16 protein-coding genes, 2 tRNA genes and 1 other RNA gene are annotated in these 13,664 nt (G+C 73.6%); 12 read left to right on the top strand and 7 right to left on the bottom strand.

What is annotated here, in order from left to right:
* The first annotated feature begins 131 nt into the window (after positions 1 to 131).
* Both KB893_RS10980 and KB893_RS10975 read left to right on the top strand, forming a co-directional pair.
* Positions 132 to 222 (top strand) — tRNA-Ser (locus tag KB893_RS10980).
* Between the two features lie 118 nt (positions 223 to 340).
* Positions 341 to 742, top strand: a complete 402-nt coding sequence (locus KB893_RS10975) for a DUF6165 family protein (RefSeq protein WP_211925785.1) — start codon at positions 341 to 343, stop codon at positions 740 to 742.
* Here the strand turns inward: KB893_RS10975 and KB893_RS10970 are convergent, their stop codons facing one another.
* Positions 743 to 1,807, bottom strand: a complete 1,065-nt coding sequence (locus KB893_RS10970) for a glycosyltransferase family 9 protein (protein WP_211925784.1) — start codon at positions 1,805 to 1,807, stop codon at positions 743 to 745.
* A 71-nt stretch (positions 1,808 to 1,878) separates the two neighbouring features.
* Between KB893_RS10970 and KB893_RS10965 the strand changes: the two genes are divergently transcribed.
* Genes KB893_RS10965 through KB893_RS10940 form a run of 6 tightly spaced genes read left to right on the top strand, consistent with a single transcriptional unit; the run spans position 1,879 to position 5,659 of the window.
* Positions 1,879 to 2,631 carry a 3-deoxy-D-manno-octulosonic acid kinase gene (locus tag KB893_RS10965; RefSeq protein ID WP_211925783.1) on the top strand — a complete coding sequence of 251 codons (753 nt, stop codon included), beginning with the start codon at positions 1,879 to 1,881 and terminating at the stop codon, positions 2,629 to 2,631.
* Complete coding sequence (locus tag KB893_RS10960) at positions 2,628 to 3,392, top strand: MBL fold metallo-hydrolase (RefSeq protein ID WP_211925782.1); 765 nt, start codon at positions 2,628 to 2,630, stop codon at positions 3,390 to 3,392. Before KB893_RS10965 ends, KB893_RS10960 begins: the two co-directional genes overlap by 4 nt.
* Positions 3,389 to 4,423: a GTP 3',8-cyclase MoaA gene (gene moaA, locus KB893_RS10955; RefSeq protein ID WP_211925781.1), complete on the top strand. Its 1,035-nt coding sequence runs from the start codon at positions 3,389 to 3,391 to the stop codon at positions 4,421 to 4,423. Before KB893_RS10960 ends, moaA begins: the two co-directional genes overlap by 4 nt.
* A 47-nt stretch (positions 4,424 to 4,470) precedes the next feature.
* Positions 4,471 to 4,962, top strand: coding sequence for a cyclic pyranopterin monophosphate synthase MoaC (moaC, locus tag KB893_RS10950; RefSeq protein ID WP_213173705.1), 492 nt, complete (start codon positions 4,471 to 4,473; stop codon positions 4,960 to 4,962).
* Positions 4,959 to 5,201 (top strand): molybdopterin converting factor subunit 1, encoded by a 243-nt coding sequence (moaD, locus tag KB893_RS10945; protein ID WP_213173704.1) that lies wholly within the window; start codon positions 4,959 to 4,961, stop codon positions 5,199 to 5,201. The genes moaC and moaD overlap by 4 nt, the downstream gene beginning before the upstream one ends.
* Positions 5,198 to 5,659 (top strand): molybdenum cofactor biosynthesis protein MoaE, encoded by a 462-nt coding sequence (locus KB893_RS10940; protein ID WP_213173703.1) that lies wholly within the window; start codon positions 5,198 to 5,200, stop codon positions 5,657 to 5,659. Before moaD ends, KB893_RS10940 begins: the two co-directional genes overlap by 4 nt.
* Before the next feature lie 82 nt (positions 5,660 to 5,741).
* On the opposite strand, the gene ffs is transcribed toward KB893_RS10940, so the two are convergent.
* Together ffs and KB893_RS10930 are read right to left on the bottom strand one after the other, a co-directional pair.
* Positions 5,742 to 5,839: signal recognition particle sRNA small type (gene ffs, locus KB893_RS10935), an RNA gene on the bottom strand.
* A 28-nt stretch (positions 5,840 to 5,867) separates the two neighbouring features.
* Positions 5,868 to 5,960, bottom strand: a tRNA-Ser gene (locus KB893_RS10930).
* Positions 5,961 to 6,099: 139 nt separating this feature from the next.
* Here KB893_RS10930 and dnaX point away from each other — a divergent pair.
* The 3 genes from dnaX (at position 6,100) to recR (ending at position 8,840) form a co-directional block, all read left to right on the top strand.
* Entirely contained in the window at positions 6,100 to 7,851 is a 1,752-nt protein-coding gene (dnaX, locus tag KB893_RS10925; protein WP_213173702.1) for a DNA polymerase III subunit gamma/tau, read from the top strand.
* 3 nt (positions 7,852 to 7,854) lie between these two features.
* Positions 7,855 to 8,175 (top strand): YbaB/EbfC family nucleoid-associated protein, encoded by a 321-nt coding sequence (locus KB893_RS10920; RefSeq protein ID WP_211926766.1) that lies wholly within the window; start codon positions 7,855 to 7,857, stop codon positions 8,173 to 8,175.
* Between the two features lie 62 nt (positions 8,176 to 8,237).
* A complete protein-coding gene (gene recR, locus KB893_RS10915; protein WP_211926765.1) occupies positions 8,238 to 8,840 on the top strand; it encodes a recombination mediator RecR in 603 nt (200 codons plus the stop codon).
* Positions 8,841 to 8,848: 8 nt separating this feature from the next.
* Here recR and KB893_RS10910 read toward each other — a convergent pair whose 3' ends face one another.
* Complete coding sequence (locus KB893_RS10910) at positions 8,849 to 9,694, bottom strand: DMT family transporter (protein WP_246505589.1); 846 nt, start codon at positions 9,692 to 9,694, stop codon at positions 8,849 to 8,851.
* A gap of 221 nt (positions 9,695 to 9,915) precedes the next feature.
* On the opposite strand from KB893_RS10910, the gene KB893_RS10905 reads away from it, so the two are divergent.
* Entirely contained in the window at positions 9,916 to 10,263 is a 348-nt protein-coding gene (locus KB893_RS10905) for a histidine triad nucleotide-binding protein (RefSeq protein ID WP_211926763.1), read from the top strand.
* Positions 10,264 to 10,269: 6 nt separating this feature from the next.
* On the opposite strand, the gene KB893_RS10900 is transcribed toward KB893_RS10905, so the two are convergent.
* From KB893_RS10900 to KB893_RS10890, 3 genes are read right to left on the bottom strand one after another with little or no spacing between them, the layout of a single operon-like run.
* Complete coding sequence (locus KB893_RS10900; RefSeq protein WP_211926762.1) at positions 10,270 to 10,767, bottom strand: Slp family lipoprotein; 498 nt, start codon at positions 10,765 to 10,767, stop codon at positions 10,270 to 10,272.
* Between the two features lie 12 nt (positions 10,768 to 10,779).
* Complete coding sequence (locus KB893_RS10895) at positions 10,780 to 12,711, bottom strand: transglutaminase TgpA family protein (protein WP_211926761.1); 1,932 nt, start codon at positions 12,709 to 12,711, stop codon at positions 10,780 to 10,782.
* A 2-nt stretch (positions 12,712 to 12,713) separates the two neighbouring features.
* The gene (locus KB893_RS10890; protein ID WP_211926767.1) at positions 12,714 to 13,640 is read right to left on the bottom strand and encodes a DUF58 domain-containing protein; all 927 of its coding nucleotides are present in this window, start codon (positions 13,638 to 13,640) and stop codon (positions 12,714 to 12,716) included.
* Positions 13,641 to 13,664 lie beyond the last annotated feature (24 nt).

Genomic DNA, 13,664 nt, shown 5'->3' with positions numbered 1-13,664 from the left:
CCCGCCGGCCATCATGCGGGCCCGTGCGCGGCAGGCGCAAGCCGTGCAACGGGCGACCGGCGCTTGCCGCAGGCGGCCACGCCGCCGTATCATCTCCGGCCCGCTGCGGCGATGCCGCCGCGGGCGACCGTGGAGAGGTGGCAGAGTGGTCGAATGCGCCGGATTCGAAATCCGGTTTACGGTTATGCCGTAACGTGGGTTCGAATCCCACCCTCTCCGCCACGGTGACGACGAACCCCGCGCAAGCGGGGTTTTTCGTGTCGGCCGCCCGGGCGCCGACGCCGGCGTGAGCCGCCGTCGCCTAGACTTTTCGTCCTTCCGAAGAACCGCCACGTACGCCATGTCCGAACAACTGCTCGTCCCCGTCTCCTACGGCGAACTCCTCGACAAGATCGCGATCCTGCAGATCAAGTCCGAACGCATCGCCGATCCGGCCAAGCTCGCCAATGTACGCAACGAGCTGGAAGCGCTGGAGAAGACCTGGATGGCGCATCCGGCCGCCGGCCACGACATCGCCGGGCTGCGCGCGCAGCTCAAGGCCGTCAACGAGCGGCTGTGGGTGATCGAGGACGACATCCGCATCAAGGAGAAGGCGCAGGCCTTCGACCAGGAGTTCATCCGCCTGGCGCGCAGCGTCTATTTCGAGAACGACGAGCGCGCGCGGATCAAGCGCCAGATCAACACCCAGCTCGGCTCCAGCTACGTCGAGGAGAAGTCCTACCAGGACTATCGCGCCGGCTGATCAGGCGCCGGCGGCCGATCCGATCGTCGCCGCGTGGCGTTCCAGCGCGGCGACCGCATCGTCGACGGTGACCAGATCCATGACCCCGGGCTTCTCGATCTTGGTGCCCCAGGGAAGCGCTGCGGCCGGGCGCCGCAGGTAGGTGCGCGCCGCGTCGTCATAGCGGTCGACGCAGAAGCGGCGGTCGCTGTACGGGCCGCTGCGCGCGGGATTGCTCGCCGCGTGCAGGCCGAGCACCTTGCTGCCCATGGCATTGGCGATGTGCATCGGTCCCGAGTCCGGCGTCATCACCAGGCTGGCCCGCTCCAGCAGGGCAGGCAGCTGTTTCAGCGTGTCCCTGCCGATGAGGTCCAGCGCCGGCGTCTTCATCGCCGCGAGGATCGCATCGCCGGTGCGGCGCTCGAGCTCGCTGCGGCCGCCGCACAGCACGACCCGGTAGCCGAGGGTCGCCGCGTGGCCGGCGACCGCGGCGTAGCGTTCGGCGCGCCAGTTGCGCACCGCATGGCTCGAGCAGGGCGAGACCAGCAGCCACGGCGCATCGCCGTCGAGTCGCTCCGCGGCCCATGCGCGCGCGGCGTCCGGCACCGGCAGGTTCCATTCCACCCGTTCCTGCTTCAGCCCCAGCGGTTCGCAGAAGCTGCCGATCGCATCGAGCACGTGGATGCCGGGGCGGTCGGCGATGCGCTCGTTGACGAACAGGCCGTGCAGGTCCCTGGAGCGGGCGCGGTCGTAGCCGATCCGCCGCCGCGCCGGGATGGCGGCAGACAGCAGGTTGGCGCGCAGCGCGACCTGCATCTGCAGCAGCGCGTCGAAACGCCGGCCGGCCAGCACCGTGCGCAGCGCGCGCATGCCGCGCAGGCCGCTGCGCTTGTCGTAGACGAGCAGCTCGACCCCCTCGAGCCCGTCGAGCAGCTTCGCCTCGCCGCTGCCGATCACCCAGGTCAGCCGGACCTGCGGCCAGGTTCGGCGCAGGGTGCGCACCAGCGGCACCACGTGGGTGACGTCGCCGAGCGCCGACAGGCGCAGCAGGCAGATCGAGGCGGGCGCCGGAGGGGTGGTGCTCATGCGCCGGCGCAGGCCGGGCGCAGGCCTGCGGGTGCGGTGAAATCGGGCATGGCTGCCTCTAGACTGGGACGATGACGATCCCGGATCTCGCCGGAGAAGGCCTGCAGCCGTTTCGCGCGCACGCGGGCCACGGCGCCATTCTGTTCGACCCCCAGCGGGTGCGACAACCCGGCCCGGAGCTGTTCGATGCCGGCGCGTGGGGACCGGCGGCGCGACCGGTGGGGCAGGGCGGCCGCGGCGCGGCCTGGTTCGTCGAGGACGCGGAACTCGGGGCGATGGTACTGCGCCACTACCGGCGCGGCGGCCTGCCGGCGAGGCTCGTCGCCGACCGCTACCTCTGGCGCGGCGCCAACGACGCGCGCAGCTTCCAGGAGTTCCGCCTGCTCAAGGCGCTGCGCGCGCTGGACCTGCCGGTGCCGGCGCCGATCGCGGCGGCGTACGCACGCGACGGTCTGGCCTACCGCGCCGACCTCCTGATCGAGCGCATCCCGCGCACGCGCTCGCTGGCGGAGCGCCAGGCCGAGGCCGACGACGCGCTGTGGGCGCGCGTGGGCGAGACGGTGGCGCGCTTCCACCGTGCCGGCGTGGACCATGCCGACCTCAACGCCGCCAACATCCTGGTCGACGACGCCGGCACCGTGTGGCTGATCGACTTCGATCGCGGCCGCCGGCGCCCGCCGGCCACGCGCTGGCGCGAACGCAACCTGCGCCGGCTGCGACGTTCGCTGCTCAAGCTGCGCGGCGCGCGTCCGGCGGACCGGGTGGAACGCGACTACGCGACGCTGCACGCGGGCTACGACCGGGCCTGGGCGAGCGCGCTGTGAGCGGCGCCTGGTCGCTGCATTTCCTGGGCGTGGGCAACGCTGCCGCCGCCGCGCGGCTGGGCTCGGCGAGCGGCGTGTTCGAGCGCGACGGCAGTCCGCTGCTCATGATCGACTGCGGCGAGTACGCGCTCGACGCCTATCTCGCCCGCTACGGCGCCCATCCCGCGGCGCTCTTCGTCACCCACGTGCACATGGACCACGTCGGTGGCCTGGAGCGCCTGTTCACGCTGGCCTGGTTCGCGGCGGCGCAGACTGGGCCGGTGCGGCTGTACGTCCCGGCGCCGCTGGTGCCGCACCTGCAGGCGCGGGTCGCCGACTACCCCGGCGTGCTGGCCGAGGGCGGCGTCAACTTCTGGGACGCGTTCCAGCTGATCCCGGTCAGCCGCGGGTTCTGGCATCAGGAGGTGTGGTTCGACGTGTTCCCGGTCCGTCACCATCGTCCCGACACCGCGTTCGGGCTGCGCCTGCCCGCCAGCGCGCTGTGGTCGGGCGACACGCGCCCGATCCCGGAGACCATCGCCCACTTCGCCGACGCGGACGAGCTCATCGCCCACGACTGCAGCCTGCGCGGCAACCCTTCGCACACCGGCGTCGACGATCTCGAGCGCGAGTATCCGCAGGCGCTGCGTGCGCGCATGGTGCTCTACCACTACGGCAGTGCCGCCGATGGCGAGGCGCTCGCCGCGCGCGGCCATCGCGTGGCCCGGCCGGGGCTGACGTTGCCGCTGGCGCCACCGCGCCGCGACGGGGACCAGGGATGAACGCGCGGCTGACACCGGCGCCGACGCATGCCGCGCTGGCCGACCGGCTGGGCCGGCCGCTGCGCGACCTGCGGATCTCGGTGATCGATGCCTGCAATTTCCGCTGTCCCTACTGCATGCCGGCGGACAAGGTCGACGAGCACCACGGCACCGACGCCGCCGCGCGGCTGAGCTTCGACGAGATCGAACGCGCGGCGCGCGGCTTCGTGCGGGCGGGCGTGAGCAAGCTGCGCCTGACCGGTGGCGAGCCGCTGCTGCGCAGGAACCTGCCCGACCTGGTCGCGCGGCTCTCGTCGCTGCCCGGCGTCGAGGACCTCGCCCTGACCACCAACGGTTCGCTGCTGGCGCGGCAGGCGCGCGCGCTGCGCGCCGCCGGGCTGCACCGGCTGACGATCAGCCTGGACTCGCTCGATCCGGCGCGCTTCGCCGCGATGAGTGGCGGGCGTGGGCGCCTCGACCAGGTGCTGCGCGGCATCGAGGCGGCCGAGGACGCCGGCTTCCGCCGCATCAAGTTCAACGTCGTGATCCGTCGCGGCACCAACGAGGACGACGCGCTCGCCATCGCCGGGCGCTTCCGCGGCACCTCGCACGTGGTGCGTTTCATCGAGTTCATGGACGTGGGTACCCGCAACGACTGGCGCCGCGACGAAGTTGTCCCCTCGGCCGAGCTGCATGCGCGGCTGTCGGCGCGCTGGCCGCTGGTGCCCCTGGATGCCAACTACCGGGGCGAGGTCGCCGAGCGCCACGCCTGGGCCGACGGCGAGGGCGAGGTCGGCTTCATCAGCTCGGTCTCCACGCCGTTCTGCGGCGACTGCAACCGCGCCCGCCTCTCCGCCGAGGGCCGGCTCTACACCTGCCTGTTCGCGTCGTCCGGACACGACATGCGGCCGTGGCTGCAGGGCGATGCGCAGGCGCTGGACGAACGCATCGCGGCGATCTGGTCGCGCCGCGCCGACCGCTACAGCGAGCAGCGCGGCGCGCGCGCGCGCGACGGCGCGCGGCCGATCGAGATGTACCTCATCGGCGGTTGACGGCAGCGGCTGCTACGCTGCGCCGCCGCGCCCGGATCCTTGAGCCCATGGCTTCCGCCCCTGATTCGCTGACCCATGTCGATGCCGACGGCCGCCCGACGATGGTGGACGTGGGCGACAAGGCCGTCACCGCGCGCCGCGCGCGCGCCGAATGCGCGGTGCGCTTCCCCGCCGAGGTGGCGCGCACGCTGCGCGAGTCCGGCCTGCGCACGGCCAAGGGCGCGGTGGTCGACACCGCGATCGTGGCCGGGACCATGGCGGTCAAGCGGACGCACGAGCTGATCCCGTTCTGTCATCCGCTGCCGATCGACGGCTGCCGCTTCGAGATCGACTGGAGCGCGGCCGACGCCCTGGCGATCGCCTGCGAGGTGCGCACCACGCACCGCACCGGCGTGGAGATGGAGGCGCTGACCGGTGCCACCGTCGCCGCGCTGACCATCTACGACATGTGCAAGGCGCTGTCGCACGGCATCGAGATCGGACCGGCGCGCCTGACCGCGAAGCAGGGCGGCAAGCGCGACGTGGGAGCGCCGGCGTGAGCGCGGTCGAGGTGCTGTACTTCGCCAGCCTGCGCGACGCCGCCGGCATCGCGCAGGAATGGGTGGAGACCGACGCCGCCGACCTCGCCTCGCTGTACGAGACGCTCCGCGCGCGCCACGGCTTCGGCTTGGCGCGCGAACGCCTGCGGGTGGCGGTGGACGGCGAGTTCGCCAGCTGGAGCGATGCGCCGCGCGCCGGCAGCGAGATCGCCTTCATTCCGCCGGTGTCCGGCGGATGAGCGCGTTCAGCTTTGCCATCGTGGACGCGCCGCTGGACATCGCGCCGCTGCGCGCCTCGCTGCTGGACGCGCGCGCCGGCGCCTTCGCCAGCTTCGAGGGCTGGGTGCGCGACCACAACGACGGGCGCGCCGTGGACGGCCTGTTCTACGAGGCCTACGCCGGACTCGCCAACGCCGAGGGGCTGCGCGTGATCGAGGAGGCGCGCGTGCGGTTCCCGATCCACGGCGCGCGCTGCGTGCACCGGACCGGCGAGCTCGGCATCGGCGACATGGCGGTGTGGGTCGGCGTCGCCGCCGGGCACCGCGACGAGGCCTTCGCCGCCTGCCGCTGGATCATCGACGAGATCAAGGCGCGGGTGCCGATCTGGAAGCGGGAGCGCTACCGCGAGGGGGATGCGGGATGGCTGCATCCGGTCCCGGAGGAGCGGGAGCCGGAAACCGGGAACGGGAAGCGGTAGATCGACGCCGCCTGCCGCGCGCGCTGCGCGTGGATGGCGAGCATGTGGATCTCGCCTGCGCCAAGGGCCCACAAAGGCGGCAGCCCCCGCCGGTTTGCCCCGGCACCCGAATCGGCCGATACCGTTGCTCCCTTCCGGGCCTGGCGGGGTTTTCGGCCTATCGTCGCGGGGGCCGACGGGGGCCACCATGAAGACGTTGCGCTGAAGATGGCGGAGAGGGCGGGATTCGAACCCGCGAAACGGGGTTTAGCCGTTTACACACTTTCCAGGCGTGCTCCTTCAACCACTCGGACACCTCTCCGCAGGCGCCTGATCCCCCGACCAAACGGGGGCGCGGAAGTGTAGCGGCGCGGGCGCGGCGCCACAAGGCGCGAGCCGGCATCCTTGGCCGGGGGGAGGGGGCGCGGCACAATGGCCGGACGTCTTCCGGTGCCTCTTCGATGTCCTATCTCGTCCTCGCCCGCAAATGGCGGCCGAAGCGCTTCGCCGAGCTCGTGGGCCAGGAGCACGTGGTGCGCGCGCTGTCCAACGCGCTCGACACCGGGCGGGTCCACCACGCCTTCCTGTTCACCGGCACCCGCGGCGTCGGCAAGACCACGATCGCGCGCATCTTCGCCAAGTCGCTCAACTGCGAGCGCGGCGTCAGCGCCGAGCCCTGCGGCGAATGCGCGATCTGCCAGGCGGTCGACGCCGGCCGCTTCGTCGACCTGCTCGAGATCGACGCCGCCTCCAACACCGGCGTCGACGACGTGCGCGAGGTGATCGAGAACGCGCAGTACGCGCCGACGCGCGGCCGCTACAAGGTGTACCTCGTCGACGAGGTGCACATGCTCTCCAAGAACGCCTTCAACGCGCTGCTGAAGACGCTGGAGGAGCCGCCGGAGCACGTGAAGTTCCTGCTGGCCACGACCGATCCGCAGAAGCTGCCGGTGACGGTCCTCTCGCGCTGCCTGCAGTTCAACCTCAAGCGCCTCGACGAGGGCCAGATCCGCGGCCAGATGGAGAAGATCCTCGGCGCGGAGGGCCTCGCCGCGGAGGGCGGCGCGATCGGCCTGCTCGCGCGCGGCGCCGACGGCAGCCTGCGCGACGGCCTGTCGCTGCTCGACCAGGCGATCGCCTACACCGGCGGCAACCTCGACGAGGCCGGCGTGCGCGCCATGCTCGGCACCGTGGAAACCGCGCGCGTCGAGGCGCTGCTGGCGGCGCTGGCGGCGGGCGACGGCCCGGCGCTGATGGCCGAGGTCGAGACCCTGGCCGGGTATTCACCCGATTTCGCCAACGTGCTGGAGGACGTGGCCGCGGCCCTGCATCGCCTGCAGCTCGCGCAGCTGGTGCCCGGCGCGGCCGACGATGCCGATCCCGCGCTCGCGCAGGGCCTGGCGCCGGAGACCGTGCAGCTCTGGTACCAGATGGCGGTCAACGGTCGCCGCGACCTGCCGTGGGCGCCGAGTCCGCGCGCCGGCTTCGAGATGGCGCTGCTGCGGATGCTGGCGTTCCGCCCGGCCGACGGCGCGCCGTCGGTGCGGCCGCAGTCTCCGCGCGGCGCGGCCCGGGCAGCGGGCACGGCCGTGGCACCGGCTGCCACCGCGATGGCGGCGGCGCCGGCCGCGACGCCGGCGGCGGATGCCGCGGCACCGGCGCGCGCGACGGCGGCGCCTCCGGATGCGCCGCCGCGCGCCGCCGTCCCCGACCCTGCCGGGCGCGCGCCGGAACGCGCCGTGGCCGAACCCGAGCCCGCGCCCGCGCCGCCGGTCGCCGCGCGCGCCGCGGTGCGGCTGCGCGGCAACGACGATTGGCTCGACCTGCTCGAGCGCTGCCCGGTGCGCGGCCCGGCGCGCGAGCTGGCCGCGCACAGCAGCCTGATCGGCTTCGAGCACGGCGTGCTGCGGCTGTCCATCCCGCCGGCGGACGAGTACCTGGTCGGCGACCGCCTGGTGCGCCAGTTCGCCGACTGCCTGGCCGAGGAGCTCGGGCAGGCGCCGCAGATCCGTTTCGAGATCGCCGAACCTGCCGGCGAGGTCGAGACCATGCACCTGCGCACCCAGCGCCAGGCCGGCGAGCGCCAGGAGCAGGCCGAGCGCGACTTCATGGCCGACGGCACCGTCCAGCGCCTGATCCAGCACTACGGGGCGGCGGTTGTTCCCGGCTCGATCGCCCCCATCCAGTCCGATGCACATCCCCACGAGAACTGACCGATGAAAGGCAACATCGCCCAGCTGATGCAGCAGGCCCAGAAGATGCAGGAGAACCTCAAGCGCGCGCAGGAGGAACTCGGCAACATCGAGGTCACCGGGCAGTCCGGCGGCGGCCTCGTGCAGGTCACGGTGACCGGGAAGATGGAGGCGCGGCGCGTGCGCATCGACCCGCAGGCGCTCGGCGATGCCGAGATGCTCGAGGACCTGGTCGCCGCGGCCTTCAACGACGCGGTGAACAAGGTCAACACCGAGAGCCAGTCGCGCATGAGCGCGGCGACCGCGGGCATGCCGCTGCCGCCCGGAATGAAGCTGCCGTTCTGATCTCCTGACGTTCCCGACGACGCCGGCCTCGAGCCGGCGTCCTCGCCTCCGGTCCCCGCGCCTTGTCCACCTCGCCGCTGCTCGAACAGCTCATCGACGCGCTGCGCTGCCTGCCCGGCGTCGGGCAGAAGAGCGCGCAGCGCATGGCCTACCACCTGCTCGAGCGCGAACGCGCCGGCGGCCGGCGCCTGGCCGAGCGCCTGGCCGAGGCGATGGAGAAGGTCGGCCACTGCGAACGCTGCCGCGACTTCAGCGAGAGCCCGCTGTGCCCGATCTGCAGCAGCCCCGCGCGCGACGCGCAGACGCTGTGCATCGTGGAGACGCCGGCCGACCGGCTGGCGATCGAGACGGCGACCGGCTACCGCGGCCTCTATTTCGTGCTGCAGGGCCGGCTCTCGCCGCTGGACGGGATCGGCCCGCGCGAGCTCGGCCTCGACGTCCTCGCCGCGCGGCTGGCCACCGGCGAGGTCGCCGAGCTCATCGTCGCCACCAATCCCACGGTCGAGGGCGAGGCGACCGCGCACTACCTCGCCCAGCTCGCCCGCGGGCACGGGGTGCGGCCGAGCCGGCCGGCGCACGGCCTGCCGCTCGGCGGCGAGCTCGAATACACCGACCGCGGCACGCTCGCCCACGCCTTCGGCACCCGCGCCGAGATCCTGCGCTAGGTCCCGCCTCAGGCCCGGCCCGGCGGCGCCGCCCGGCGCGTCGCCAGCCAGACGCCCGCCGCGGCGCAGGCGAAGCCGGCGCCCTTGAGCAGGGTCAGGTGCTCGCCGAGCCACAGCCAGCCCATCACCGCGGTCACCGGCGGCATCAGGAAGAACAGGGCCGCCACCTTCGTCGCCGCGCCGCGGCGGATCAGCACGAACAGCAGCGCGAAGCCGCCGACCGAGTTGACCCCGACCAGCCACGCCAGCGGCAGCAGGAAGGCCGCGCTGCGTTCGAAGTGGACGCCCTCCAGCACGATCGCCAACGGCAGGACCAGCAGCGTGGCCGTCGCGTTCTGCACGGTCAGCCCCACCCGCATGTCGAGCCGGGAGGCGTGCCTCTTCTGGTAGAGCGTGCCGAGGCTGATGCCGAGCACGCTCGCGCCCAGCGCCAGCCATGCCAGCGGCGGCGTGGCGCCGTCGACGCGGTCGGCCACCACCATCGCGACGCCGCAGAATCCGATCGCGAGCCCGCTCCACTGGCCGCCGCCGAGCCGCTCGCCGCCCGCCAGCGCGAGCAGGGCCACCACCAGCGGCATGCTGCCGGTCGCCAGCGCCGCCACGCCCGCCGTCGCGCCCAGGCGCAGGCCGATGTACATGCCGCCGAACTGCAGCGCGAGCAGGAGCGCGCCGACGACGGCGCTGTGGCCGAGTTCGCGGCGCGCGGGCCAGCTCGCGCGGCCGACGAGGGCCAGCAGCGCGAACACCAGGGTCGTCAGTCCGAAGCGCAGCACCAGCGTGGTCAGCGGCCCGCCGTGCGCGACCGCGAGCGTGCCGGCGATGTAGCCGGTGCACCACACCAGCACGAACGCCATTCCGACCCCGCCCGCCGCGCCGCGCGCATCCGCGGTGGAGGGAGGAAGGGCGGTGCCGGAAGAGGTCATCGTGGCGCGTACGGCTGCGGCGGGAGCGGGCGGCCATGCTCGCACCGTCCGGCCTCGTCCACGGCGTCGACCAAGGTCGCAGGTGCCGATGCCGTACCCGGCGCGGCTGCCGCTGTGCGAGGCTTGGGCATCCTCCCAGCGCACACGACGCCATGTCCGACGACACCCTGTTCGCCAAGATCATCCGCCGCGAGATTCCCGCCGAGATCGTGCACGAGGACGAGCACGTGCTCGGCTTCCGCGACATCGACCCGAAGGCGCCGGTGCACGTGCTGTTCGTGCCGAAGAAGGCGGTCGCCACGCTGGACGACATCCAGCCGGAGGACGCCGAGCTGGTCGGCCGCATGGTGTTGGCGGCGACCGCCTACGCGCGTGCGCAGGAGTTCGCCCGGGACGGCTACCGTGTGGTCATGAACTGCCGCGAGCACGGCGGGCAGAGCGTCTACCACATCCACCTGCATCTGCTCGGCGGCCGGCAGATGACCTGGCCGCCGGGCTGAGGCGGATCACCACCAGCCGTAGTAGCCGCCCCAGTAGGGACCGCGGTCGTAGATCACGTCGACCTCGCGCTGCTCCGGCCACAGATAGACGACGTCGGCGGCGACGCGGGGATGCAGGTACGGGAAGTCGCCGATCGTCCGCGTCTCGAAGCCCTCGATGCGGCCGGTCACCGTGACCGCACGCCCGCGCTCGAACACGACCGGATCGTAGAAGCCCTCGCGGCAGGCGACGAAGCGGCCGGCGCTGCTGTCGCTGTCCTCGTCGGGACGCCCGCGCCCGTCCAGCGGCCGGCCGACGAGCTCGAAGCAGGTGCGCTCGCGCTGCGGCACGACCTCGGCGATGGTGCCGCCCCAGCGCACCAGGTCGCCGGGCACCTGGCGCTGCGCGGCGGTGGCCGGCGACAGCGGCGCATAGCTGCCCTGCAGCGGCTTGGGCGGCGTGGCGCAGGCGGCGAGGACGCCGGCGGCGAGCAATGCGGGAACCAGTGCGCGCATACGGTTCATGGTCAGGCACTCCTACGGACGGGACGACAGCCGGAAGCGGCGCAGGTCGCGCACGAGCGCGGCGTCCGTTCCGGCCTCGGACTGCGCGGGAGCGTAGCGCGCGGCGACGAAACGCGCGGTGAGCGAACGGATCCGTGCGGCGTCGGCGGGCAGCGCCTCGGCCGCGCGCCAGGCCCAGGCGAGCGCCGGTTCGTGCGCGGGTTTCGGCACCGGCGTGCGGGCGAAGCGACGGGTGAAGCGCCGCCAGGCGACGAGGACGGGATCGCCCGGCGGCGCGCGCTCGCGCAGCATCAGCAGCAGGCTCGCCAGGAGGATCAGCCCGGCGACCGCGGCGAAGGCCAGGCCCACCTGCCAGCCGCTGGCGCGCTCGATGCCGAACGGCTGCAGCAGCAGGCTCTGCCGCGCCGCGTCGAAGCCGAGCACCAGGTCGTTCCAGCCGCGCCGCAGCCAGTCGCCGATGTCGAGCATCGGCCGCATGCCACCGCCACCGCCGCCGTCGCCGAGGTCGTTGACGGTGTTGAGGATGCGTTCCGGCGCGACCGCCGCGGTCGGGTCGACGCGGGTCCAGCCGCGGCCGGCGAGCCAGACCTCGTTCCAGGCGTGCGCCTCGGACTGGCGCACCAGCCAGTAGTCGCCGAAGGGATTGCGGTAGCCGCCGACGTAGCCGGTGACCACACGGGTCGGAATGCCCGCGGCGCGCATCAGCACCGCGAACGAGGAGCTGTAGTGCTCGCAGAAGCCGGCGCGAGTGTCGAACAGGAACTCGTCCACGCTGTCGCGGCCCAGCGGCGGCGCGGCCAGGGTGTAGCTGAAGTCGCGGCGGTACATCTCCAGCGCGCGCCGCACGATCGCCGCGTCGTCCAGGCCCTCCTCGCGCCAGGCGCGGGCCATCGCCACCGTGCGTGGGTTGAACTCCGCCGGCAGGCGCAGCGCCATGTCGCGGGTGGCGCGGCGCAGCTCCGGCTCGAAGCGGACCGGCGGCGCCGACTCGAGCGTATAGCGGGTCAGGCTGCGGATCGGGCGCGCCGCGATCGGCGACAGGTCGACGCCGAGCCGCGCGCCCTCGGGCACCGATTCCGGCAGGTCGAGCGCGAACATGAAGCGGCGCTCGGTGGGCTCCTGCGTGATCTCGTAGCGCACCGCGGCGTCGGCGTAGTCGACCTGCGGCGGCTCCAGGTAGCTCATGCCGTCCCAGCGCGTCCAGGTCCGACCGTCGAACTGCCACAGCACCGGGCCGCGCCAGTACATCTGGCCCGAGGGCGGTGGCGCGCCGAAGAAGCGCACGCGGAAGGCGGGACTGTCGTCGGCGAGGAGGTCGATCCACTCGCCGGGCGACATGCGGTCGTCGATGCCGGTCTTGGCCAGCGCGTTCTCCGGCACGCCCCACAGCGGCGACGGCAGGCGCGGGAACAGCCAGAAGGCGGCCAGCGCCAGCGGCAGCGCGATGGCCACGGCCAGCAGGGCCTGGCGCAGCCGGGGACCGACGCGCGGTGGCGCCTCGAGCCCGGCCTCGCTCTCGGCCAGGCGCTGGCTGGCGGCGAGCGCGAGCAGGGCGGCCGGTGCGGCGAGCACCAGGGTGATCGGGCCCTGGTCCTGCAGGAACGCGGCGAAGGCTGCGAACAGCCCGAAGCCGACCAGGCTGCGGCCGTCGCGCAGGTGCGCCGTCTCGCCGCACTTGAGCATCAGCATCGCCATCAGCAGCGCGCAGCCGGTGTCGCGGCCGAAGCGGAAGTCGAAGGCGAACAGCACCGCGGCCGCCAGCGCCAGCGTCATCACCAGCCGCAGCCACGACGGCCACGGCCGTCGGAACGCGCTGACCGCGCCGAGCAGGCCGACGCCGGCGAGCACCGCCGCGAGCGCGGGCGGTAGCAGGCGCAGCAGCGGCAGCGCACAGGCGCCGGCCGCGACCAGGCTCCAGCGGCGCGCGGCGGGATCCATGGCCATCCTCATGCCGGCGGCAGCAGGGCGAGCGCGCGCAGGCACGCGTGGCGATGGTCGGGGCCGATACCGGGCCCCAGCGTCTCGCGCGGCAGGCGCAGGCGATAGCGGCTGCCGGCGCGCTCGGCGTCGACCACCCAGCGCGCCAGGCGCCGGATCCGCGCCTCGTACTCGAGCGCGCCCAGCGCGTGCCAGTCCAGCAGCAGTTCGCGCCCGGCGACGTCCTCGTGCTCGCGCACCAGCAGCCGGCCGGTGCGTGCCGAGGGGCGCCAGGCGATCTTCCGCGTCGGGTCGCCGGTCCGGTACTCGCGCAGGTGGTGGAACTCGTCGCCCCACAGCGAGCGCCGCTGGTTGGGGCGCTCGCCTTCGCCTTCCGGCAGCGGGGCCGCGCTCGCCTCGAGCGCGGGGTAGACCAGCAGGCGCACGTCGGGCCGGACCCAGCTCCAGGTCCGCGCCAGGCCGAGCGGCTGCACCGTGGACACGCGCAGCCGCGGCGGCGTCCACCAGCCGCGGCGCGGCGCCGGAACCGCCAGGGCGACCTCCCTGCGCTCGCCCGCCTCCAGCGACACGGCGGCGCGCGCATCGCCCAGCAGCAGCTCGATGCCGCGACGGACGCGGCGGGTGCCCATCTCCAGGTCGATGCGCAGCTGCAGGACCTGGCCGGCGTGCACCGGCGCCGCGTGCAGCGCCGCCGCCCGCAGTCCAGCGAGCACGAGCTGGCCCTGGATCAGGCTGTAGAGCGCGGTCGCCGCCAGTGCGAAACCCAGCATCAGCGCCGGATTGTTGTTGTAGTTCAGCGCGCCGACGATCATCGCCAGCAGCAGCACGGCGACGAAGGCGCCGTAGCCGGTCGGCAGCACGAAGATGCGGCGCCGGTGCAGGGCGACGGGCAGCGGTTCCGGCGCGCGCGGGCGCTGCCAGCCCAGGCGCGCCAGGCGGTCGCCGAAGCGCTCGACGCG

Source organism: Coralloluteibacterium stylophorae, from assembly GCF_018122625.2.
GTDB classification, from domain to species: Bacteria; Pseudomonadota; Gammaproteobacteria; order Xanthomonadales; family Xanthomonadaceae; genus Coralloluteibacterium; species Coralloluteibacterium stylophorae.
The sequence above is the reverse complement of the archived record's forward strand: the minus strand, read 5'-3'. Positions and strand labels throughout refer to the sequence as shown.